Annotated in this window: 17 protein-coding genes and 3 tRNA genes; 4 read left to right on the forward strand and 16 right to left on the reverse strand. The window is 31.6% G+C overall.

Features of this window, described 5'->3' with window-relative positions:
• Positions 1 to 174: 174 nt before the first annotated feature.
• The 6 genes from H0I32_RS14995 to H0I32_RS15020 form a co-directional block, all read right to left on the reverse strand.
• The gene (locus tag H0I32_RS14995; protein WP_179314252.1) at positions 175 to 690 is read right to left on the reverse strand and encodes a GNAT family N-acetyltransferase; all 516 of its coding nucleotides are present in this window, start codon (positions 688 to 690) and stop codon (positions 175 to 177) included.
• Between the two features lie 108 nt (positions 691 to 798).
• Positions 799 to 1,530, reverse strand: a complete 732-nt coding sequence (locus H0I32_RS15000) for an SIMPL domain-containing protein (RefSeq protein ID WP_179314251.1) — start codon at positions 1,528 to 1,530, stop codon at positions 799 to 801.
• A gap of 67 nt (positions 1,531 to 1,597) precedes the next feature.
• Positions 1,598 to 2,083: a phosphoribosylaminoimidazolesuccinocarboxamide synthase gene (locus H0I32_RS15005; protein ID WP_179314250.1), complete on the reverse strand. Its 486-nt coding sequence runs from the start codon at positions 2,081 to 2,083 to the stop codon at positions 1,598 to 1,600.
• A 24-nt stretch (positions 2,084 to 2,107) separates the two neighbouring features.
• On the reverse strand, positions 2,108 to 2,431 hold the full coding sequence (locus H0I32_RS15010) for a hypothetical protein (protein WP_179314249.1): 324 nt from the start codon (positions 2,429 to 2,431) through the stop codon (positions 2,108 to 2,110).
• 8 nt (positions 2,432 to 2,439) lie between these two features.
• Positions 2,440 to 2,853: a hypothetical protein gene (locus tag H0I32_RS15015; RefSeq protein WP_173588657.1), complete on the reverse strand. Its 414-nt coding sequence runs from the start codon at positions 2,851 to 2,853 to the stop codon at positions 2,440 to 2,442.
• Between the two features lie 118 nt (positions 2,854 to 2,971).
• Positions 2,972 to 7,978, reverse strand: a complete 5,007-nt coding sequence (locus tag H0I32_RS15020) for a DUF4132 domain-containing protein (RefSeq protein ID WP_179314248.1) — start codon at positions 7,976 to 7,978, stop codon at positions 2,972 to 2,974.
• Between the two features lie 244 nt (positions 7,979 to 8,222).
• Here H0I32_RS15020 and H0I32_RS15025 point away from each other — a divergent pair, with 244 nt between their 5' ends.
• The 3 genes from H0I32_RS15025 (at position 8,223) to H0I32_RS15035 (ending at position 15,949) form a co-directional block, all read left to right on the forward strand.
• Positions 8,223 to 10,736, forward strand: a complete 2,514-nt coding sequence (locus H0I32_RS15025) for a hypothetical protein (protein WP_179314247.1) — start codon at positions 8,223 to 8,225, stop codon at positions 10,734 to 10,736.
• A gap of 78 nt (positions 10,737 to 10,814) precedes the next feature.
• Positions 10,815 to 13,337: a hypothetical protein gene (locus tag H0I32_RS15030; protein WP_179314246.1), complete on the forward strand. Its 2,523-nt coding sequence runs from the start codon at positions 10,815 to 10,817 to the stop codon at positions 13,335 to 13,337.
• An 83-nt stretch (positions 13,338 to 13,420) separates the two neighbouring features.
• On the forward strand, positions 13,421 to 15,949 hold the full coding sequence (locus H0I32_RS15035) for a hypothetical protein (RefSeq protein WP_179314245.1): 2,529 nt from the start codon (positions 13,421 to 13,423) through the stop codon (positions 15,947 to 15,949).
• A gap of 54 nt (positions 15,950 to 16,003) precedes the next feature.
• Here the strand turns inward: H0I32_RS15035 and H0I32_RS15040 are convergent.
• The 9 genes from H0I32_RS15040 to H0I32_RS15080 all read right to left on the reverse strand — a co-directional run bounded on the left by H0I32_RS15040 (position 16,004) and on the right by H0I32_RS15080 (position 21,739).
• Positions 16,004 to 16,076, reverse strand: a tRNA-Gly gene (locus tag H0I32_RS15040).
• Between the two features lie 138 nt (positions 16,077 to 16,214).
• A tRNA-Tyr gene (locus tag H0I32_RS15045) sits at positions 16,215 to 16,296 on the reverse strand.
• Positions 16,297 to 16,361: 65 nt separating this feature from the next.
• A tRNA-Gly gene (locus H0I32_RS15050) sits at positions 16,362 to 16,434 on the reverse strand.
• Positions 16,435 to 16,735: 301 nt separating this feature from the next.
• Positions 16,736 to 16,912: a histone H1 gene (locus H0I32_RS15055; protein ID WP_173588662.1), complete on the reverse strand. Its 177-nt coding sequence runs from the start codon at positions 16,910 to 16,912 to the stop codon at positions 16,736 to 16,738.
• A gap of 323 nt (positions 16,913 to 17,235) precedes the next feature.
• Positions 17,236 to 17,433 carry a hypothetical protein gene (locus H0I32_RS15060; RefSeq protein ID WP_179314413.1) on the reverse strand — a complete coding sequence of 66 codons (198 nt, stop codon included), beginning with the start codon at positions 17,431 to 17,433 and terminating at the stop codon, positions 17,236 to 17,238.
• 11 nt (positions 17,434 to 17,444) lie between these two features.
• Positions 17,445 to 18,791, reverse strand: coding sequence for a nickel pincer cofactor biosynthesis protein LarC (gene larC, locus H0I32_RS15065; protein WP_179314414.1), 1,347 nt, complete (start codon positions 18,789 to 18,791; stop codon positions 17,445 to 17,447).
• Positions 18,788 to 19,447 (reverse strand): nickel pincer cofactor biosynthesis protein LarB, encoded by a 660-nt coding sequence (larB, locus tag H0I32_RS15070; protein ID WP_179314415.1) that lies wholly within the window; start codon positions 19,445 to 19,447, stop codon positions 18,788 to 18,790. The genes larC and larB overlap by 4 nt, the downstream gene beginning before the upstream one ends.
• Entirely contained in the window at positions 19,440 to 20,237 is a 798-nt protein-coding gene (gene larE, locus H0I32_RS15075; RefSeq protein ID WP_179314416.1) for an ATP-dependent sacrificial sulfur transferase LarE, read from the reverse strand. The genes larB and larE overlap by 8 nt, the downstream gene beginning before the upstream one ends.
• A gap of 35 nt (positions 20,238 to 20,272) precedes the next feature.
• On the reverse strand, positions 20,273 to 21,739 hold the full coding sequence (locus H0I32_RS15080; protein ID WP_179314417.1) for an aldo/keto reductase: 1,467 nt from the start codon (positions 21,737 to 21,739) through the stop codon (positions 20,273 to 20,275).
• Positions 21,740 to 22,218: 479 nt separating this feature from the next.
• Between H0I32_RS15080 and H0I32_RS15085 the strand changes: the two genes are divergently transcribed.
• On the forward strand, positions 22,219 to 23,166 hold the full coding sequence (locus H0I32_RS15085) for a sterol desaturase family protein (protein WP_179314418.1): 948 nt from the start codon (positions 22,219 to 22,221) through the stop codon (positions 23,164 to 23,166).
• Positions 23,167 to 23,173: 7 nt separating this feature from the next.
• Here H0I32_RS15085 and H0I32_RS15090 read toward each other — a convergent pair whose 3' ends face one another.
• Positions 23,174 to 24,988 (reverse strand): SLC13 family permease, encoded by a 1,815-nt coding sequence (locus H0I32_RS15090; protein WP_173588669.1) that lies wholly within the window; start codon positions 24,986 to 24,988, stop codon positions 23,174 to 23,176.
• Between the last annotated feature and the right edge of the window lie 223 nt (positions 24,989 to 25,211).

Genomic DNA, 25,211 nt, shown 5'->3' on the forward strand with positions numbered 1-25,211 from the left:
AAAACTATTATTAATTTTCTTTGTCTATAAAATACATTACTATTCTAACAACTTTTAGAGCTAATGATTCACTTAAAGAAGTAAGCAAATGTTATTTTGAGTTATAAAAAAAAAGTATTCTTAGCATAAAAGCTCCTTTTGATAATAGAAAATTAGTCTATTGTAGGATAAAAATTAATATTTTAAATACATAATATGATTGGGATTACTATGCGTCTCAGATATTTTGAAATCAAAAGCTCCTGCTATTTTAAAGCCCATTTTTTGATAAAAATTTATCGCCTTTTGGTTCTCTGTCCAAACCGCAAGCCAAATGCCATTTTGTTTATTTTTTATAGATAATTCGATATTAAAATTAAATAGTTGAGCACCTAATTTTTTGCCCTGAAACGATTCTAAAATATACAATCTATCAAACTTAGAAATATTAGTATCTGCTATGTTTTTGTTGGTCGTATGCAATTCTATTTTAGAAAATCCAGCAATAACTCCATCGCAATATATAAGATGATAATGTACATTGGTATTATCGAATTCTTTCAGAATGGCTGCTTTATTATACGTTCTAGAAATATAATCCTGTATATCTTCTTTAGAAGCACTATGTCCATGAGATTCTAAAAACGTTTGTTTTCCTATTTCTACAATGAGTTCAGAATGTGTTGCGTTTGCTTTTGTAATTTCAACCATTTCAATTCGTTTTATCTTTTGTTCTTTATATTAATTGAACTTAATAGATAAAGAAAGGTATTCTAGTGGATAAGCATACCTTTTTTAACATATAAATCGAGTAGGGGATTAGTCTACTTTATAAACCAATTTCATAGTAATTGAAGCTGTTTTTTCTCTATTAGCAGTATTAAAAGTTCCTCCCCAAGAATAATCTTCTCCTGAATTTTGACCTGTAATTTGAAAGATTCCCATTTTAGCAGATTCTAAAGTGCTTAAATTACCACCTGAAAATTTAGCTATATTTTCGGCACGTAATCTGGCATCTTCTGTAGCTTTAGAGATCATTTCAATCTTGAGATCGGCAAGTTTGGTGTAGTAATATCTTGGTGCTTGCGAATAAAACTGAACGCCTTGATTTAATAATTCTGTAATTTCTCGAGATACTTTTTCTATTTTATCGACTTCTTTAGATTCTATTTCTACAGATTGTGTAAGCTCGTAACCTACAAATTCTTCACCTGCATAATCGCCAGTAGGGGTGTATAATTGTTTTGTTTTTTGGTTGGTAGAAACGGCACTATATATAAGCTCTTCTGGTTTAATTCCTTTTTTAGTTAAATAGTCGTTTATAGTTGCTTTTTTTTGTTCTAAAGAGATGTAAGCCTGTTTTAAGTCGGTATTTACAGATCCGAAACTACCTTCCCAAACAATTAAGTCTGATGAGAAATCTGTTTTACCTAAGCCTGTAACCTCAATTTTTCCGTCTACTTTATTTCTATCTGTATAGGCTTTTCCTAAGAAGATTGAAGATGCAACGATTGCTATTCCAAAAATAATTGCATTTGTATACTGTTTCATAATATGTAATGTTTTTTTGTTTATTTTGATGTTTTTATAACCTTTATTTAAATGTGGTCTTCATATTTTATTCATTTAATAACTTCTCTTCTGTCATTATTTTTTTTGCAATTTCTGTTTCTTTTTTTCCATGATGCATTGCACCGGGTAACATAATTATACGCTTCTTAATTTTTCCGTTTACGTCTTTAAAAAGGACTTCAAATCGAGAACGCGTTATTCCTAATATTGCTTTTTTAAATTTGATACTTTTAATATCTTTTCTTTCGATTATTGGTGTTGTAGAATTATTAATGCTTGTAAATATTCCATACATAAGAAATAAACTAATTATTGAATAAAATATTGATGTCGGAACTTGACCTGTTTTAAAGCTATCAAATGCTGAATAAAGTAAGAAAGCAGAAATTCCTCCATAAATTATTAAAACTCGAGTGATGCTTTTTCCAACAGCCACTTTTGCTACATTTCCAATAATTCCATCTCTTGTGAGTATAATTTTATCTGGTAAAATATGACAAAATCCTGTTTTAGTTTTAAATTGTTTTTCCATTAACTTTCTATTCGTTTCTAAATCCTACGCTTCAATTTTTAGTTCTGTAAGATGAATTGTTTTGTCATCTGTAAATTGACAACTTCCTTTGCCAGAAACTTGTTTCGTTAAAATGCTAACATCATCTCCATAAGAAATACCCGAATTTACATCGCATATAAATTTGGCATTTTTAAAAGTGAAAGATTTATTATTAACTTCAACAGAAATGTTGATTGGTTCTAAAGTAACATCCCAATAACTGGAAGCTTCATTTCCAAAATCTAGATTGGCTAATAAATGTCCCCAGCTTTTATTATGGTTAGCGATGTGTTCTGCTAATTGAGTTTGAATGTTTTTGAGTTCCATATTAAAAACTACCAATACGTACCTACTAGAAACGTCATTCTTATGAATGCAATGATACTTTCTGAAGTCAGTTCTAGCGGTGCTTTTAAATCGGTAATTTCATCATCGTCTACAAAAACAACAAATAATCCGTCTTTAAAAGCTAACAATACATTGTCTATTGCCTTTTCTAAATTTGCTAAATCGGTATTAGCTAATTCGCCAAATTCTACTTTTCCTGTTTGGGCTTTGTCTTGTATTTCGGCAGGACTAAGGAAACCAATGACATTAACTTCTGTTCGTTTTTTATTAAAGGCTTCCACTTGATTTTTTACACAACCAATTAATAAATCTTCTAAATTTTTCGGGTTTTCTTCTAGTGTAAAAGGGACTTGTTTTACCTTTTTTTTACCTAATCTTTTTAGTTGTAATGTTAGTTCCATTTGAATACGGATTTTTTTGCGTTAGGGATTGCCGTGGAAAGCCCACAGTGCGCTAGCACGCGGACTTGCAACATAAAGCCCGACCTCGCCTAAGCGAGGTAACGCCCTAATGCTTGTATTAACTATTAATTTGTGCCAAAATGGTTGGATCTTGGATTTTATTGTCTTCTGAAAGTAATTTCATTTTAGAAATAATTTCTGCCGATTTTGGATCTTCATCTACGAAAGGCAAGAACATACGACCGCGATGCTGACTATGTACCGGAATGATGGATAATGCCAATCCGTTTTTGCTAACCTGTCCGCTTCCTAAATGAATGCTGTATTCGCCAAGTTTTCCTTTAATAAACAGGTGACGTTCTTTAACGGTAATGTTTTTAAGTTTGAATAATCTTGCAGATTCTTCGGCCAAGGCAGCACGCATTTGCATGGTACTATGACTTGCTTCTGGATCTACACCACCAACATGCGCAACACTGACTACAAGATCTACGTCTCGCATAATTTCGCTAAAAACTACGGATGGGATCTCTGTAAGCGGAATTTTTTTGTAAGTATCTATGGAATGGAAACAGACATCTTCTAGTGTTGGTGCTTCGGCTTCAGACGGCGAATACCAATCTGCCATGGCGTACATGGTTGCTATAAAACCACGTTTATGATATACTTTTTGTAAGCCTTCTTCCATACTTACCGTCCAACCGCGAGTTCTTAAAAGTGCTACGGTTTTTTTAGGCTGAATTTGGTGTCCTTGGTAACGTTCGGAACGTGTGCTGTGTTCGCGTTCATCATCGGTAATTAAATACAGCTCTCTAAACACTTGTTTAAAGGGTTGTACTAAGCGTTCTGCAAACAGGTGTTTTTGATAAAGATCCCATTCTACATTTTTGTATAAATGTGAAGCGTGAGCAATAAGTAATACATCGTCTTCTGCTAATTGGTGTTTTTTTCCTGTGGCATCTGTTAAAATACCTTCGTTATAAAACCCTGAAATTTCTTTCTCAGGAACGTACATAACCAAATTGCTCAACATCACTTTAACGATAGGATGTTGCATCATGTTATGAATTTCTTGTGCTGTAAATTCATCTTCGTTTACCATTGCGTTTTCTAACGATAAACGTGTTCTGCTGTATTGTCTAGATAGGTATGTTTTGTTTTCTTTTAAAGCAATAACTTGTTTGTCTTTTCGCAATTTAGCAGGGATGTTTTTTAATGATTTTCCGGCTTTAGTGACTTTAAAATCTGTTTTACCAAGGTCATTAATTATTAATTCTATCTCTGTTTCTTCTATGGTAATTACGGCATTTTCCATGATTTTTTGGGTAGCTTTCGCTTCCATTGCCCAACTGAAACGCACACGGTCTTGGTAACCTGCGGTTCTTGATAAATTGTCTAAACCAATTTCTACAGCGGTAGCTTCACTTTCTTGACGTTGCGCCCCAAACTGTTTGCTTTCTTTTAAGAAATCTTGCAACAGGTTGTATCGCTTTAATAAATCTTTTTCTGGTATGGTTTTACTTAACGGAATTAAACCTAATGCACGTACGTAATCTTTATCGCGTTTGTCTTTGATTTTCTTCAACGTTTCGGTGATTTTTACTTCGCCTAGCATGACGCTAGAATAGAGTTTTACTTGTCTATGTCCGTTTCCATCGGTAATATATTTGGCCGCATCGTGTAATAATTTCCAATTGGTTTTCCCAATAGTTTTGTACACCTTATTAAACCAATCGACATCTATAGCACCAAGGGCAAAATCACTTTTTGGAATGTTAGAATAACGCGAAATAATGGTTTCTTTTTCAGAATTCATATAATCTGAAGCGTGTGCTTGAAACCACCAAACGGCATCTTCTAATTTCTCTAACCCTAAGTATTCACCAATTACACCTGTCCATTGCGTGGCATAACATGCTAATTCTATTAATCGTTTTTTAGTGACTTTAGAAGCATCTGCACGTGCCGCAAAATCGGCATAACTTTCAGTATCTTTAAAAATCGATTTTTTTAGAAGACCACTAAATATTGTTTTTTTACTATCGCCGTAATAGCTATAACCACGTTCAAAATTATCTTTTCCTAAACGTTCTAAAATTCTAAAGACATAATCTACACCTTCTATGCTGTGAATACCATTCATGTATCCTGTGGCAGTGGTTTCTAAATCGCCACGTTCTAATTCTGTTTCTAATAAATTGGTTTTTAAAGGCGCTAATACGTGTTTAGGTACGCAATCTCTTTCTATCCATTTATAATTCATTCTGTAATTAAAACCACCGTCCATAATGACCATTAACTCACGAGAATTTAAGGCTTGAAAAAGGATGTCATCATCATTAATTAAGCCTTTTTTGTAAAGTCTTAATGTAACAGCAATACTTGGATATGGAACTATTCCTGGTCTACTGAATTGTTTTGTAATTACCTTTACATCGTCAGTTGTATTAGGATAAGCTATATCTTGAGCTACTAAATAGATATAAGTTCCCCAATATTTTTGAAGTTGTGCTTCTGTGAGAAGCTCTAAATTATTCATACTTAAACTTGGTACAAGTGGTAAAATAACATTTGTCCAGTTAAACGTTTTTTTATTATAGCGATAATTAGAGGTTTGATACTGTATTGCCTTGAGGTTTTTAGGAAAATTAGCAATCATATCTTCCATTATATCTAGCTTAAAATTAGCTATAATTCTTTCTTCTGCATAGACATTAAACAGACGTATTAAAATTTTGTTATAGGCATCAGATTTTGAATTGTACCGATCTTCTTTATCTAATTTTAAGCCACTTAAATCTGGATAATACTGTCTAGCAAAAGGCTCAAAATCTTTATAATCTCCAAATGGGTTATTATGATTCTTAATGTAACGAATTGCAGCATACATTTCAAAATCATTAAGCTTACTTTGCTCGTGCCAAGCGATCCAAATTTTAGCTAAAGGAATGTTATGTAACAGTTCTTCTGGTGTTGCATCATCGCCTAAACTTTTAATATCACGAATGCCTTTTTCTATGTAAGTTGTTGCTATTTCTCCTTGATATACTTCTGTTTGATATTCGTGATTTCTGTTTTTAGTTACAATATCAATTAACGTATTAACTGCTTTAATAATTTTATTTACATCTATGAATTCTTTGAATTTAAACCCTGAAGATTCTGAAGTGGTAATTCCTAATTTATCGAAGAAACTCGTTTTTTTCTCAAAACGCGATTGTGGAATATATAATGGTGTTAAGTTGTCATAATCAATAGCTCCAAAACCATTACTGAAGTCGAATTCTTCGGCGTTATCTTTAAATTTATCTAAATAGACTTGTTCATTTTTGGTGATTTTAGGGCGTTCGTTATAGAGGCGAATTTGGTCTTCTACAAAATTAGACTGTTTATTTTCGTCGTGTAAAAGAGTCAACATCTCTAAACCTGCTATACGCTGGTCTATACTTTTTGCTGTCACTAAATTTGTAGCACTGTTTCTTAATCGGTCGGCTGGTAATTCTACTAACAATTTAATTAATGAGGTCCGTAAGTTTTTATGTTTTCGTCTTAATAAATCTTCAGCAATCTCTAAATCTTTATCATACAAGTGCATTCTACTAAATAAGTTAAGTCCTGTAGCCATTAATAACTCATTTCTGTTGTAGATTGCTTTTCTCGCTAAACCTCTTTTCCAAGAGTTTTCATCGTAATTTAAACGTTCTTTTTTCTCTGTATTTTGTTCGTAATTGTAAAAAGAATAGCTGTAATCTTTAGGGAATACTTTACGGATGTAGCTTTCTCTAAATTCTGTTGGAAGTATGTCTAAATCATTCGCGATTAATTCTAGTTGTTCTTCATTAGCACCATTGATTAAAAACTGGTAGAAATAATAAGAGTTAGGTGTAAAACTCCACCAAGAGAATATTTTACTTTCGAAGGTTTTCCCTTGGTCTTCGGCCGTTTTAGCGACTTCAAATAACCTTAAGAAGGTTGTGTTATCTATAACTACTGTTGATGGTAGGTTTACTGCCATCCAATGATCTAGAGCGTAATCTTTACCTAAGTTATTTTTGAAGTATTCGACTAAAGAATCGTTTGTTCTATCTGTTGAAGAAATAAAATATAAGGCTAGAATTTTTTTATTTCTATCTTCTGAAGTATAAACAATATCTAAAGCTTTTGCATTAGCTTTATCTACATCTAAAATAGCTATAGACCATAAGGCCACTAAAACTTCTAAGTTATCTTTACTTTTAAGAAGCGTATCAACTTCTTTTAAATCTAAAATTAAAGATTGTGCTAACTCTAGCACACGATTAATTACTGATTTTTTAGGGATTTCCCAATTTAAACCAAACCAAGTGCTTACCGCTCGAGTTACACTAGTAAAACGCGTTAAGTCGTTTTCTAAAACAATATTAATCATATATTTTAGAGCGCCAAGACTAGATTCATCTAAAGCTTCTAAAATAGTTTGTCTTAAACCTTCTTGACGTTGGGCAGCGAGTAATAACTTGGCTACCATTTCCCAATGTTTTTCGTCTTCAGAAAGTAATAATGCTTTTATAATATCTGCACTAATACCACCAATTTCATCTTCATTTTGAATAATATCATCTAACAATTCGTCAAACATTCCATTTCCATTATGGAGTAAAGTCGCTAAAAAAAAGCTATTTCCGTGAGGAAAATAGGTGCTGTATTGAAAATGTTCATGTAATGTTAATCCGCCAAACCCCTTTCTGCTTAAACTTAAAAAATGCGTAAAAACTTGTAATTTATTACGTAATGTATCTTCTGTTTTTACAGATCTAAATGCTTTTCTATCATAACCTCTCTGATAAGGTATTGTATCCATAAAATCCCACATATCTGCTAAATACGGCGTTTGAATAATACCAAATAACTGCATTCCTAAACGCATACCTTCTTGAGTTCGCCAAGGATTATTATTAATAGCATCTTCAGAAACCGCAATGTAATCGGTGGCACTATAATAGGTTCTTCTTTCGCCTTTGTCAATACGTCCTAAAATTTTAGCTAAAACGCGATAAGGTTCAGAAAATGCACGAAATTCAAACCGATCTACATCTGGTTTCTTATTTTTTTCAACGTATTTAGTTGCTTCTTCTATTGGAATCATTACTTTTTCTTATTAAACTCTTACTCTACTAAGACGAGTTGTGATTATTGTTTCAATTTATTTCTTTATAAAAAAAGATTACTCTTAATGGTTGGCAAGATAAAAGTAATTCAAGTTTTTTTACTCACGGTATTTAGGGATGTTTTTAATTAAATATTTAGATGGAGTTTTAAATATCACAGAATACAGTGACAAATAACACCCTGTTTTAAAATAGGTTTGTAACATAAAATTAAACGGCCTTATGATACTTGCTAAACACGAACTTGGTTTCAATTTTTATGAAGATGAAGCATCTTTTGAAAAAATTAAAGGGTGTGAAAATTACCCAGAAGATTTTTATTACGAGATTTTTGTGCTTTCTAAATCTACTAAAAACAAGCAGATTAGAACCGAATGTGCCAATATCATAAAAAAACAGGCACCAGAAGCTTTACAACTCGCTTTTAAGAGTCGAAAAAAAATAACGACAATACAAGATTCTCAATCTTTTAACAAAAAACTGATTGCTATATTAGAGTACGGCGTACTTTCAGAAGACTTAGACCTTTGTAAACTATACACACTTGTTTGTAAGCGTTTAACGCTTTCGCTTGAATATAGAAGTAAAGAAGTTATTGAACTTTTCATAGAAACACCACGTCTTTTAAGTCAGTTTAATGGTATTAAAGAATTAACAATTAGCACCTCTAGACAGAAAGAAGGTTTTAGTAGCGTTGTAAACAACATAACGCAACTTCCTTCATTAGAAAAACTTGAGCTTGAAATTGATTATAAATACATACCAGAAGAACTAGAACGATTAGTTAACTTAAAAGAGTTTATTCTAACAGCACCTAACTTAGTATGGATTCCCGTAGGAATGACCAAGTTAAAAGCACTTAAAATGTTGGAGTTTAGAGGGAGTTTTCCTTTTGGTAATGACGAGCCTAATCCTAACATCGTTAACTTTACTTGGCTTACAGAACTGACAAGTTTAAAGCATTTAAAAATAGGTTCTTTTACGGTACAAGACCTCTCTGATGTTGAGCTTCCGGCAAGTTTAAAAAAATTAGAGCTTTTTAGGTTTGAGAATTTAACCGCTTTACCAGAAACACTTGGTCACTTACCAAAACTAAAAACATTAAGGCTAAGTGTTATGAGGGAGCTAGAACACTTTCCTGCATCTGTTAGTGAATTTAAAACCTTAGAGGTTTTAGAAGTTATTCATTTATCTAAATTAAAAAAAGTTCCTGCATCCTTTATTTTTGGACCAAATATTAAACGTTTACTAGGTTTGTATACAGAGTTTATGCCTTATGGAGTAACCCCTGTAACTAAGCTAAAAAGAATCGTTTTTACCCATCCAGAGCTTCTTAGTTTTGTATTAGATAATGCCTTGTCTTTTCCTAATTTAAAAGAGATAGAAATTACTTGTGAAGCACCACAAAGAAGAAGTGCACATACGCTTTCTGCATTTAAAAAACTTAAAAACCTTAAGTATAGATTAGCGCATCATTTAGAATGGGTTTTAGAGGATATTCACGAATGTAAAAAGCTAGAAGACGTTTTTATTTATGGTATATATAATGGAGCTGATGCTGAAATAACAAACGCTGATGTTGCTAATTTTCCTCAGTCATTTTCTAGAATAGAGCATTTGCAAACCTTAAAAGTGCACAGTGCAAAAGCACTTGTTTTAAATACAGATTATTTACCTATAAAGACAGACAGTCTTACCATTACAGATATAAAAGTAATTGAGCCGGGTATTGAAAATTTTGAGGTAAATCATATAAAAGTAATAAATACACCTATTACCGCATTGCAAAAGTTTTATTCAGTAATACGTGCTAAAAAAATAAAGTTAGACGATGTAAATAGTGTTAAAAATGAGACTTTAGATTTTGATAATTTTAAAGACCCTGAAAGCTTTAAAGATTTTATATTTAATAGTAATGTAAAAGGCTTAGATAAGGCATTAAAAGCACTTTGTAATTTACAAACACTAACCATTGATTTTAATGTAGATAATGCCGAACAAAACAATGGTTTAACCGCTTATACGCATCATAATTTAAAGAACTTGACTATTAAAAATTTTAATGGTGACACTAGTGTTATTAAATTATTATTAGAGCATACGCCTCATCTAGAGTTTTTAGAAATTTACGATTGTGTAGGCCTTGTAGATCTTCCTAAGGTTACTTTAAATAAACTAAAAACGCTAAAATTATTTTATAGCGATGATATACAGTCTATAGAAAACTTAACAGTGCCCAACATAGAACTTTTTAAAGTTTTATCGTGTGACAATTTTGGTTACGATGCTATGGTTACGGCATCGCATTGGAAAACGCTTAAGTTTCTTTGGTTACAGAACATTAGTAGAGCTCTTGAAACCTACCCGGAGACCATTGCAGACTTAAATTTAGATACCTTTTTTATTGATGGATTTTTAACTAAAAGACAAATACCAAAATGGATAGGCAGAATGAAATCCTTACGAGTTCTAGGAATAGAACAGTTTTATTATTGTCCATTACCGGAAGAATTAGCCGAATTAACCCAATTAAAAATAATGAGTATCAGAGGCTGTGATTTTACAGAACAAGTATCTGATAAATTTAAGAATTTGAATTTAGAGGATTTAATTTACAGGTATTCAAAATTTAATGGAAACAATATGAAATCCTCTAAATTTTACGCATTAGCTAAAAATAAAATCTTAAAAGAGGATTTTGATAACAGATATGAAAAATATGATCTGTACTGTTAAAGAAATTAAAGCACAACGTACTGTATCTAAAAAAACTGTTTCCAAAAGAAATTTATACTTTAAAAATTAACGATTATTATGACAAAACCAGCAGAAACACCTGTTTTCAAGTTTTATACAATGGATGAGTATTATGAAGACATTAAAAAGTGTAAAAACTTTCCAGAGGATTTTTATTATGAAATTTTTGTGATTGCAAAAGCAACATCTAATAAAAAAAATAGAACAGAGTGTGCTAACATCATAAAAAAACAAGCCCCAGAAGCCTTACAAATAGCTTTTAAAAGTCGAAAAAGAATAACACAAAAAGGAAAGCGTGTAGCCAGAATGATTTCTATTTTAGAATATGGATTGCTATCTGAAGACTTAGACCTTCTTAAATTAAATAACCTAATTGGTAGAGGAACAAAACTAAAGTTTTTTCATTTTTCGATAGATTTTTTAGATCGCTTGTTAGAACATCCACATATACTAAGACGATTTAACGGCGTAAAAAGTTTAGAAATCCATTTAAAAGATTTTGGTAATAAGTATGATAGTATTTTTAATGAGATATCAAAATTAACGTCTTTAGAAGAAATAGATATAGAGGGTGAGTTTGAGCAACTACCAGAGGATTTTGGTGATTTATCAAATTTAAAAAAACTAAAGCTTGTTGCTCCTTGTTTAAAAAGTTTTCCAAGTACAATGTCTCAGTTAACATCCTTAAAAAAGATAAATATTATAGGTGCTTATTGGACAGGAAGATCTACTTCCAATATAAATCTAACCGATTTTAATTGGCTTACAAAATTTACTGAATTAAAAGTATTGAAACTGCGTTTTATCGGTGTTCAAGATTTGTCTCAAGTTGTGTTTCCAGCAACCTTAAAACAAATAGAATTTTTTTGCTTAGATGAATTAACAGCATTGCCTAAAGATGTTAGTCATTTAAAGCAACTAAAAGAGTTTCAGGTTTTATCTAAAAGCATAGATAACTTACCAAATGGTTTTGAAGATTTACCAAAATTAGAACTTTTTCAACTTAATGCGCCTAAGATAGATTCCATATCGTCTACCTTGTTTTTTGGAGATGCGTCTAGATGTTTTGAAGAAACGCCTAGACCTAAATTAGAAACAAAAATCACATATAGCGAAACTAATATATCACCAATGACAGAAGTAAGTCTGCGAGAATCTATAGAAATAGATTCGCCCAAACTACTTAATTTTGTGTTAGATAATGCGTCGTTTTTCCTTAATTTAAAGACGATAACTGTAGATTGTGAAGCACCAGAAATTCCGCATAAAACATCATTAGCTGCATTTAAAAATTTAACAACGCTTCATTACAAACTAGAACATAAACTAGACTGGCTTTTTGAAGGGATAGAGCAATGTACAAATCTTAAAAATATTGAATTATACAGATTTCAAGAGTGGCATACTAAAGATATAAAATTAGCTGTTAGAATTTTTCCAAATGTGTTTTCAAAAATAGCACAGTTAGAAAACCTTACCATTAAAAATGCGAGTGCTTTGGTTGTAGACACTGACCATTTACCGAAGCAGATTAGCAATTTAACTATTTCTGAAATTAAAGGCATAAAAACAGGAACAGAACAGTTTGATGTGTTTAATGTGGAAGTTAAAGCCACACCAATTCTTAATTTACAGGAATTTTATGCAGTAATTAGTGCGGCTAAATTTAATCTTGGACATAGAAATAATGATGTCAATAATGTGTTAGATTTTGAAAACTTTAGACATCCAGAGAAAATTGAATCGTATGATTTTACCAGTGATGTGAGTCAGTTAGATAGCTTACTTAAAAACTTCATAAATTTAAAGGAACTTACCATTACATTTAAGAAGGCCAATTCAGAACATAATAATGGATTAACGGCCTTTAAACACACCAATTTAAAAGTGTTAAGAATTGATGATTATAACGGAACTACCGAAGCCTTAGAGCGTTTATTAACACACACACCAAACCTTGAATTCTTAGGGATATTTGAAGCCAAAGGCTTTGATGCTTTTCCTGCTGTAAATTTGCCTCAGCTTAAAAAGTTAAGAATGCAGAGTGTAGCTCTTAAAACCATAGACAACCTTAAAGTGGAAACTATAGAAGCTATAAAACTAATACATTGTAATCATATTAACGATGAAAGTATTGAGGTTATATCGCATTGGAGTTCTCTAAAACACCTTTGGTTAGAAGGTTTAGATGAAAATGGAGGCACGTATCCTGAATCGATTTCTGAATTAAATTTAGAAACGCTTTTTATCAGTGCACATCATAAAGATGAAAAAATTCCGACTTGGATTGCCAATCTTAAAAACTTACGTGTATTAGGAATAAACAATTTTAAACAAGTTGTTTTACCAGTAGAATTAGCAACATTAACACAGCTTGAAGTATTAAGTATTAGTGGATGTGAATTTTCAGAACAAGTATCTGAAGACTTTAGAACCCTTAACCTACAAAAATTGGTGTATTGGACCTCTAAATTTAATGGTAGTAATATGAAATCTGAACTCTATGAGCCATTGGAGAATAAGTTGGTGTCTCAACGTAATTTTGATGATATAGATAGTGAAGTCCCTTTTAGGGTGTAGCTAAAAAGAATAATTTACAGTGAACCGCAACCTAAAAACCCTGTTTCCAAAAGAAATTTATACCCTAAAAATTAACGATTACTATGGTAAAACCAACAGAAATCCCTGAATTCACCTATTATAAAATGGATGAATATTATGAAGAGATTAAAAAGTCTAAAAACTTTCCAGAAGATTTTTATTACGAAATTTTTACGATTGCAAAAGCAACAACAGATAAAAAAAATAGAGCAGAGTGTGCTAACATCATAAAAAAACAAGCTCCAGAAGCTTTGCAACTAGCCTTTAAAAGCCGAAAAAAAATAACACAAACAGGAAGGCACGACTATAGAATGATTTCTCTTTTAGAATATGGATTGCTATCTAAAGACTTAGATCTTCTTAAATTATTTGATCTAATGACGAGAAAGAATAGAGAAATGAGATCTTTTCATCTTTCAACAGACTTCTTAGATCGCTTGCTAGAACATCCTCATATATTAAGACGATTTAATGGCGTAAAAAGTTTAGAAATCCATTTAAAAGGAGAAGGCAATACCTATGATAGTATTCTTAATGAGATATCAAAATTAACGTCTTTAGAAGAAATAGATCTAGAAGGTGATTATGAACAACTACCAGAGGATTTTGGTAATTTATCAAAATTAAAAAAACTAAAGCTTATTGCGCCTTGTTTAAAAAGGTTTCCAAGTACAATGTCTCAGTTAACATCCTTAAAAAAATTACATATAGAAGGTGATTATTGGATTGGAAAAATTATTCCTAATATGAATCTAACCAATTTTAATTGGCTTACAAATCTTACTAAATTAAAGGTATTCAAACTACGTTATGTAGGTGTCCAAGACCTGTCTCAGGTCGTGTTTCCGGCAACCTTAAAACGTATAGAATTGTTTTACTTACATGAATTAACAGCATTACCTAAAGATGTTAGTCATTTAAAGCAACTAAAAGAGTTTGAAATGTTATCTAAAAGCATAGATAGCTTACCAAATGGTTTTGAGGATTTACCAAAATTAGAATATTTTGAGCTTATTGCACCTAAGATAGATTCCTTATCAGCTACCTTGTTTTTTGGCGATGCGTCTAGATGTTTTGAAGATGTACCTAGACCTAAATTAGTAACAGAAATTACATATAGTGAAGAAACTAATATTACACCAATAACGGAAGTAAATCTGCGAGAATCTATAGAAATAGATTCACCCAAACTACTTAATTTTGTATTAGATAACGCGTCGTTTTTCCCTAAATTAAAGACTATAACAGTGGATTGTGAAGCACCAGAAATTCCACATAAAACAGCGTTAGCTGCATTTAAAAACTTAACAACGCTTAATTGCAAACTAGAGCATAAACTAGATTGGCTTTTAGAAGGGATTGAGCAATGTACAAAACTAAAAAATGTAGAATTATACAGGTTTCAAGAGTCGAATACTAGAGATATAAAATTAGCTGTTAGAATTTTCCCTTCAGTATTTTCAAAAATAGAGCAGTTAGAAAACTTGACGATTAAAAATGCTAGTGCTTTAGTTGTAGACACCGACCATTTACCTAAGCATATAACCAATTTAACTATTTCTGAAATTAAAGGCATAAAAGCAGGAACAGAAGAGTTTGATGTGTTTCATCTGGAAGTTAAAGCCACACCAATTCTTAATTTACAGGAATTTTATGCAGTAATTAGTGCGGCTAAATTTAATCTTGGGCATAGAAATGATGATGTCAATAATGTGTTAGATTTTGAAAACTTTAGACATCCAGAAAAAATTGAATCGTTTGATTTTACCAGTGATGTGAGTCAGTTAGATAGCTTACTTAAAAACTTCATAAATTTAAAAGAGCTTACCATTACGTTTAAAAAAAATAAGCCAGAACATAACAATGCATTAACGGCCTTTAAACACTCTAATTTAAAAGTATTAAAAATTGATAATTATAACGGAACTACTGAAGCTTTAGAGCGTTTATTAACACATACACCAAACCTTGAATTTTTAGACGTATTTGAAGCCAGAGGTTTTGATGCTTTTCCTGCGGTAACATTGCCTCAGCTTAAAAAATTAATAATGCAGAGTGTGGCTGTTAAAACCATAGACAATCTAAAAGTAGAAACTATTGAAGCGGTAAAACTGATACATTGTGATCATATTAGCGATGAAAGTATTGAAGTGATATCGCGTTGGAACTCTTTAAAACACCTTTGGTTAGAAGGTTTAGATGAAAATGGAGGTATATATCCTGAATCAATTTCTGAATTAAATTTAGAAACGCTTTTTATCAGTGCACATCATAAAGAAGAAGAAATTCCGACTTGGATTGCCCATATGAAAAATCTACGTGTTTTAGGTCTAAACATTTTTAAACAAGTTGTTTTACCTGTAGAATTAGCATCATTAAAACAGCTTGAAGTATTAAGTATTAGCGGTTGTGAATTTTCTGAAAAAGTATCTGAAGACTTTAGAAATATGAATTTAAAGAAGTTGGTATACTGGACCTCTAAATTTAATGGTAGTAATATGAAATCTGAACTCTATGAACCCTTAGAAAACAAATTGGTATCTCAAAGAGAGTTTGATGACGAAGATAGTGAAGCGCCTTTTAGAATCTAAAGGTATACACTTTATTGCAAAAAAAAGAGCTTCATAGAAATATGAAGCTCTTTGAGCGAGAGACCAGGTTCGAACTGGCGACATTCAGCTTGGAAGGCTGACGCTCTACCAACTGAGCTACTCTCGCATTTTGTAATTAAATTACTTTAATTAATGGTATTTCAATATTTAAAATCGTCATGTTTATTTTTAGATTGATGACACTCAATCTGATAAATTTTTAAATTTCGTTTTAATAAAAAAACGTTGTATTAAAAATTATTTGTGGGGAGAGCAGGATTCGAACCTGCGAAGACGTAGTCAGCAGATTTACAGTCTGCCCTCGTTGGCCGCTTGAGTATCTCCCCAAAATTTTAATTCAATATTTCAATTTAATAATAAAAAAACTTCATAATAAAATGAAGTCTTTTTGAGCGAGAGACCAGGTTCGAACTGGCGACATTCAGCTTGGAAGGCTGACGCTCTACCAACTGAGCTACTCTCGCAGTATTGGTAAGCGGATGCAAATATATAAATATTTTATAAAATGAACCTAATTTTAAGCACGAGAATTCTAAAGAATTTATGATTTTTAATTCTTGAAAATTAAAAGACTTATTGGTAGGTGATTAAGGTTGTTTTTTGCTTATTAAAAATACTTCTAAAGAGAGAAATAAAAAGCTGAATAGGAATTTTTAAGATAATCTGATTAGATTAAGCTTTTAAGACTGTAATATAATAACCGTTTTTAAACGAGAAGAAATAATAAAATCCTCCCCTTTATCGCTAAAGGGGAGGTGTATTTTTTTATTTTTTTGATTCTGCAACAGAAACCTTACGGAATTCTTTTAACAATTTTTCTAATGCTAAAGATGATTTTCTAGCTCTAGTTCCAGCAGCTTTGTTTCCGCTTTCTAATTGTAAGTTTGCATCAGTTTGAAATGATTCAATTGTACTTTGGATGTTTTCGATTAATTCTTTCATATGTTCTTTGTTAAAATTTTAATTTGAAAAGGCGAAAATATAATTATTCCGTTGAATAACATATAAACAGGGGTTAAAATATAGCTAAAGTTCATTTAGAATAAATAAGGAAATTAAAGTGACAGATGTATTTAATGTCTTTTTTAGCTTTCTTAGTTTCTTAATGTGCTCTAGTTTAGTTGTGTATGTTTGTTTTTTTAATATGAATACGCAATGGTTATAAATTAAAATATTTTAGAATGAATGTTAAAATAAAAAGGCCTTATTCGCAAATAAGAGCTTTTTGTGATTATTTAATAATATTCTTTTATGAAGAAATACGATTAATTGTTTTTACTTTTTTCAGATTGTGATTTGTTGCTGTTAAATTTCCATACTAAAGCTACTAAAGCAATTGCAGGGATAACTAACCATGCCCATTCTCCCATAAAAGAGTCATGAGAATGATGTTCTACACCTGGGTGTGCTAATAAAATTTGAGAACTTATTACGAATAATAAAATTGAAAATACTTTTTTCATTGTTTAGAGTTTTAAGAGTTAATATTGAGTTTGCTTATAACCTGATAAGGCGTTTGATTTGTTTCTTTAGCCAGTCTTTGTACATCGTCAAATTCAGGCTTAATTTTTGTGTGATTTGTAGGTGTCGTTGTTTCTTTAACTTCAATTTCACCTAATGCTGTTTGCTTTTTTACTTGTACTCTTGGCAGTTCAATTCGATCTATAGGGAAATAACGAAGTCCAATAGTACTCGTATTATCAAATAGATAATTTGATACTTTTTTTAATTCATCTTTAGGAAGAATAACACTTAATAAAAAAGCGAATCTTCCTTTTTTCATAAGTTGTTGTGTTATACTAAAATCTACAGCTCCTGAAGTTAATAAACCATCTTGAAAGTCATTACCTAAGTATTCTGGAGACATATCGTCTATAGAAGCTTCTAATTGAAGGTAAGTGTCTTTCTCAGCTTCATCTTCAATTAAAGAAATACGAACCACATTAGCATTATGAAAATCTTTTTTGCCCGGTCCGTAAGCTGTTTTTATTGGAGTGTAAGCTTTACTTTTAAAATCTGGATTAAGATATCTTAAAATAGCAGCACCTGTTGGTGTAATCTTTTCACCTTCTTCATTACCAGGGTAAATAGGCATACCTTGAAGTAATTCTGCGGTAGCAGGAGCGGGAACCGGTAACATACCGTGTTGTGTTTTTACAATTCCAAAACCGGTACAAATAGGTGTGCAATATACTTTTGAAATATTCAACTTATCAATTAACACAGCATTTCCAACAATATCTATAATAGAATCGACTCCACTTATTTCATGAAAGTGAATGGTTTCTAATGGCATATTGTGAATTTTAGACTCGGCTTCTCCTATCATTAGAAAAATCTCGTGTGCTATTTTCTTTGCATTAGCGCTGATATGTGCATTGTCAATTATTTTTTTAATATCACTTAAATGACGATGTGCTCCATGATGGTGATCGTGAGAATGCTCATGCTCATGCTCATGTTCATGTTCATGTGAATGTGAATGGTCGTCATGGCTGTGCGAGTGATCATGACTATGCGAATGATCATGGCTATCTGCATGACCGTGACTATGTGAATGATCATGAGAATGAGAGTGTCCATGATCATCATGTTCATGGCTATGCGCTGTGCCTCCCTCTACATTTAAATCTAAGACTTCAACATACTTGCATGTAATCCCATTTTTATCGGCCTCTTGGATTTCTATTTTACCATCAGGTAAATGTAAATCTTTAGGTAAATTTAGTAATTTGTCGTAATCACCGAGCAATTCACTAAAAGCACTCAAAAACATGTTCCCTGAGAGTCCCGAAAAAGCTTCTATATATATTGTTTTCATTTTTCTATTAGTTTTAACATTCTAAAAGCACTCATGGCGGCTCCATAACCATTATCAATATTGACTACGGTAATTCCGTTTGCACAACTGGCAAGCATGGCACGTAATGCCGTTTCTCCATCTTTTGCAGTTCCGTAACCTACAGAAGTTGGTACAGCAATAATAGGCTGGGGGAGAAGTCCACCAACAACGGTTGGTAATGCGCCTTCAAAACCTGCAACGATAATTAAAATATCGAATGTTTTTAAGATTTCTAATTTGTCTAACAAGCGGTGTAAACCTGCAACGCCTACATCATGAATTACACGAGATTTAATTCCCATATATTCTAAAGTATAAAAGGCTTCATTGGCAACACCAATATCTGAACTTCCTGCGGAAACAATTCCTATTTTAGCAGATGTGTCTTTTGATATTTCTATGTGAGAAAGCATAAAAATTTCAGATTCCTCATCATAAAAGGCTGTTTTAAATGTTTTTAATAACACTTTTGCTTTTTTAGCTTGCAGCTTTGTTACGAGTACGTTTTTATTTTTTTCAACATAATCTTTCAATAAATCAGAAAGTAATGCCACGCTTTTTGAGGCTCCGAAGATGACTTCTTCAAAACCTAAACGGCGTTTTCTGTCTTCATCTATGATAAAGGCTTTATCCATTTAATACTCTATTTAATTTACCAGAAACAAATCCTTCTTCATCTATTGTGACTTTAGAGAAACCTAAGGCTTTTATTTCTTTAGTGATTTGGTTAAATTGACTTTTTAATACTTCTAATTCTGTTACAGGAACTTCTATGGAAGCTTCTTCTCCTTTATATCTGACTCTAACATTATTGAAGCCAAATCTGTTTAAAACATATTCAGCATGCTCAATTTGTTTCAGTCTTTCATTATTTACAGCAGTTCCATAAGGAATTCTAGAACTTAGACACGGACTTGGTGGCTTAAAAGCGGTTTCTAAACCTAAGGAGTTGGCCATTTCTATAACTTCTGCTTTTGTAATATTAAGTTCGGCTAAAGGAGACTTTATTTGGTGATTTTTAGCGGCTTCTAAACCGGGACGATAATCTCCTAAATCATCTAAATTAGTGCCGTTTAAAATGGTGTATTCAGGATAGCGTTCCTGAATAATATCTACCATAGCTTCGTAAAGATGCGTTTTACAGAAAAAACAACGATTTGTCGGATTTGCTGTATAATTAGGATCTTCTAATTCGGTAGTTTTAATAACCTCTAAGTTTATGTTGTGTGTCTTACAAAAGTCCGTTGCGATTTTAAAATCCTTAGATTTTAGACTTTCTGAATTAGAGATTAATCCAATAGCAGCATCACCAAGCACTAATTTTGAAACATACAACACAAGGGAAGAATCTACACCTCCAGAAAATGCTGTAACGGTTCCTTTATGGTCTTTAAACCATTGTTTTAGCAATGCTAATTTTGACATATATTGATTTTTGTTTTTACTGAATGATTAAATTATTAAGCTTTATTACCTTTTTCGTCAACAGTATAGACTTTAAAACCATCAGCATTTGATTGTTCTATCTCAAAAGTGAAAGGCTTATCTTTTAAAACTTGTGGTTGATGCTTAACAGTCCCTAAAATATTTCCATTAGAAACAATTTCGTAATGAGATATAGGGTTTTCTGCAGCATAAGCGGTTTGCCAAGTAAGTTTTGTTCTTCCATTAACAACTTCTTGCTTAAGGTCTCTAGGTCCTGTCATATCTATTTTATCAAGCTGAAAGAAATTTGTTCGTTCTCCTGCTGCCTTTGCTGTTTTAGCTTCTATTTCAAGTCTTCTTTCTTTAGACATTGCATCAGGTTTTACTTGAGATGCATAATAATTTTGAGTTAACTGACATTTAAGAGGATCTTCATCTATTTTACCAATTCCTATAATTAAAGTATCTACACCAGGTGTGGTTAATACATATTCTATAAGATCGCTACTTGGCAATTCTGCAGAACCTACTTTACGATAAATTTGACTTGGTTTTCTAGAGAAACCTGGCACTTCTTTATACATGGTTCCTGCTCCAAAAACTTTCATACCAATAACACCTATTCCTTTTGCTTTAGCTAGTGGAATTACATTGTGTTTCATATTAAAATACAAGTGATCATTCGAATTAACTGACACTAATAAAGCATCTAGTAATCCATATTTATCACGTTGCATAAAGTCAATCATGGCTTCAGGATTATTATGTCCTGAAAACCCGATGTGTTTCAATAATTTTTCGTTTTTAGGATTTGTTCCTGTAAGATTGGTGCCATCTCTAAAATCTCTTAATACCACTAGAGCTCCAAAATTTTCATCTGGTTTAATTGGTGTTTCAATACCTTTGTATAATATATCGTTTTCCTCGATAGCTTGTAAAGCATGAACCATAACGATATCTACATAAGAACCTTCTGGATAGTAGCCTTTTCCATCACCAAAAAGTTGAGTCATAGTTCTTCTTATATCGTCTGCAGCTGTTTGCACATCTTCACCATTAGATTTGTTTCTTACATTTTCAACTTCTTTCCATCCTGGTTTTCCCCATCTCATTAATGTTTTACTTGTAATGGTAATAGATTCTCTAAGTTTTTTATCGTAATTCGATTTCCCTGGAATTAGGTTCATTTTTTCAAAAGCAGAGTGATAATGCATTTGACTTAGATCGTAAACATTTGATGTGTCATAATAATTTATTCCTAAATCAAAGGCTTTGGTAATAATTTTAACGGGATCGATATCATCTGCTGTCCATTGTATAGATGCTTGTCCGCCTAAACCTAAAGTAGTTACTTTGTTTTTCATACGGCCAAATGGTCTCATCATAGGTGCAGGTGCTTTATCAGAGAAACTAGTTCCTAAAGGTAAAAACAATGCACCGGCAGTGGCCATACTTGATAGTCTTATAAAATCGCGTCTTGAAACTGGATACTTACTTTTCATGTGTTTAGGTTTTCGATGAGCTTCTAAGGTAACAATACTAAAAGTGAACAAAGATGAGTTTAAATCTATTAAGTTTTTTTTAACATGATAATGAAGTTTAAGGTTAATCCTACAAATATTTGGGTTAATATTGTAGATATAAAGTGTTTTAAACTGTGCTATATCGTTTAAGCATTAAGCTTTTTTTAAGAGTATTTTTTATGGTTTTTAGACTTTAGTTTCTTATCTTTTATTTTAAAGTATGCTACTTTGAAATAAAAGTTGTTCTTATCAGTTTAAATATTATGAGAGTAATAAAGTGGATTAAGTATTAAATAAATCAAAACCTAGATTTAAAATTCGGATTTCTATTAGTGATACTGTATATTCACGCCCTAACAATAATTTAGAAGCCCTGAAATATTATAAAATATTTTCAGGTTACATGAATCAGAAAGGATATGCTTCTAAATAAATAGCTTTTTTTAAAATTAAAATAAATGGATTTTACTAACCCTTTAGTATACGGAGTTCCGTGTTTTTTAGGTCTTATTGCCTTAGAGCTTACATACAGTAAGACTTCAGATGATAAGAAAAACCTTTACGATTGGAAAGATTTAACATCTAGTGTATTATTAGGTTTAGGATCTGCAGTACTTGCAGCACTAATAAAGACACTTTCTATAATTACTATTTTTTATTATGCAGATGAATTATTTAACCCATTAGTAAATGGTGTTAGAACTAATATTTTTGGATATGAATCGTTTGGCTATGCTTGGTATGTATGGTTGTTATGTATGCTATTAGATGATTTTAGCTACTACTGGTTTCATAGACAAAACCATATGGTCCGTTTTTTCTGGGCAGCACACATTGTACATCACTCTTCAGATAATTTTAATTTAGGAACCGCTGTTCGTAACGGTTGGTTTACTCTTTTTTATAAACCTTTCTTTTATGTTTGGATTATAATGATTGGTTTTCCGCCAGAAATGCTTGTTGTTTGTTTAGGAATTGAGGCGCTGTGGCAATTTCAATTACATACGCAATACATTAAGAAAATGGGCTTTATAGAAAAGATATTAAATACCCACACAATGCACCAAGTACATCATGCTCGTAATTTGGAGTATATGGATAAAAATCATGGTGGTTTTCTAAATGTTTTTGATCGAATTTTTGGAACTTGGAAAGAATTAGATGAATCTATTGATATTGAATATGGTGTTTCAACACCTCCAGATTCTTATAATGTGTTTATAATTTTAACCCATGAGTATAAGAACATTTGGGATGATACTAAGAAATCTAAAAATTGGTATCATAAATTAATGTATGTCTTTGGACCTCCAGGTTGGAGCCATGATGGAAGCACGTTAACAGTAAAGCAAATGAGAAAAGAGCTTGCTGAAGAAGCTAAAAAGGGAAATATACAAAGTGCCTAAATCTATGTTATAAGTTTATTGATAGAAGTAGAGTTCCTACAACCCATAATGTAGTAGATAAGATACCTCCAATAATTAGGAAGTGTTTAAATTTATAAGCTCCAGTTCCATATATAAGTGTATTAGTTTGATAACCTACAGGTGTGAAAAAACTAAAATTTGCACCAAACATTACGGCGAGTAAGAAAGATTTTACGTCTAAATTTAATCCGCTTGCGACTGCAATAGCAATAGGTGCCATAATAATTGCAGTTGCATTGTTAGATATAACTCCTGATAATAGTATTGTGATTCCAAAAAGTAATCCTAAAACTACTATTGGATTTTGATTACTCATTAAGGTTAATAAATGTTCTGATAACCAAATATCTGCACCACTATTAGTCATGGCAGTTCCTAGAGGAATCATGCCAGCAAGTAAGAATATAATCTGCCAATTTACTTTTTGATAAACGCTTTCAAGTTTAATACTATTAGTTAAAAGCATCATAGCAACACCAGCTAAAGAAGCTGTTAATATGGTTAGTACACTTGTTGCTGCTAATGCAATCACTCCAAGTAGTATTAATAAGGCTACAGTTGTTTTAGACTTAGCAATATTGGGTTTAAATTCATGTTCATTTAATATCGCTATATTTTCAATATTATATAGATCAGAAATCTTATGTTCTTGCATCTCTAATAAAACACGATCACCAGGCTTTAGGTTGATGTCTTCTATGTTTTTTCGTAATAAACGCTCTTTTGTATTTCTTAAATTTCTTCGCTTTTTAATGGCAATAGGGAATGCTCCTTCAAAAGAAATCCTTCTCAAGTCTTTTAAGGTTTTACCAATTAGGTTAGAGCCAGGTAGAATAAGTGTTTCTATGTAGGTTACATCATTTTTTTCTGTGTCATTATCTATTGTATTAACGTTTTCTAATTGTTGCTTTTGTCGTTTTTCATTCAGGACAAATCCATTTTTTTTAAGAATAGATTGAAAGTTCTCCAAATTACTCATTAACACTAAATTATCTTTAGCTTTTAATTTTATGTATTTACCAGGATCATTAATCACTTGCTGATCTCTAATTAATTTAAGGATTTTAGAATCTTCTTGATTTAGAAATTCTATGTCTCCAAATTTTTCTCCAAGTAAAGGAGAATCTTCAGTTACTTTAATAGTAAAAACATAAGAATCTATATGATAATCCGTGTTTAGATTGTTCTTTTTATTCTTTGGTAAGAAGCGAGAGGCAATGGTCATTATAACCAGGCCAATAGCTAAAAATATAAGACCGTACCATGAGAATTCAAAAAAGGTAAAAGATTCAACACCTTGTTTTTTCGCAATTGCGTTAACGATAAGGTTGGTTGATGTTCCCATAAGTGTGCAACTACCTCCTAAAATTCCAGCAAAAGATATTGGCATTAATAATCGAGAAGAAGAGAATCCACATTTTTCGGATAGTCTTGTAATTATTTTAATAAAAATAATAACGACAGCTGTAGTGCTAATAAAAGCAGATATACTCGCTGAAATAAGCATAAATGTTGGAGTTAATAAAATGAGAGGTAATATCTTTAGTTTTTTAATACCATCAGAAAGTAATTGAATCACTCCATTTTCTTCAAGACCAACAGCAAGTATCATTAAAGCTAAAACGGTAACTGTTGCAGGGTTTGCAAAGCCGCTGATAGCTTCTTCTGGAGTTGTTAATTGAAGCAATACCAAAGCAACTATTATAAAAAAGGCAATTTTATCTACAGGAAAAAACTCCGTGATAAATAAGATAATACTTATCCCTATTATAATAAAGACTAAAATTATTGAAAGCTCCATAGATTTTAATGCCAGAATTTAAATTTAGTGACAGAAGAAATAGAAGAGGTGCTCATTAAGATATTTAATTGCTTTGATTACAAATCGAACATTTTTAATTCTTTTTAGATTAGTTTAAGCCGTATATGAGTTAATGAAGCTCGGTTCAATTAGAGATCTTTGTTTTTTAATCTAAACCATCTAAAATTTTCGATTTCGTATGACTAAATTGAGTTTTAACCAC

The sequence above is a fragment of the Winogradskyella sp. HaHa_3_26 genome (assembly GCF_019278425.1).
Lineage (GTDB): Bacteria > Bacteroidota > Bacteroidia > Flavobacteriales > Flavobacteriaceae > Winogradskyella > Winogradskyella undariae.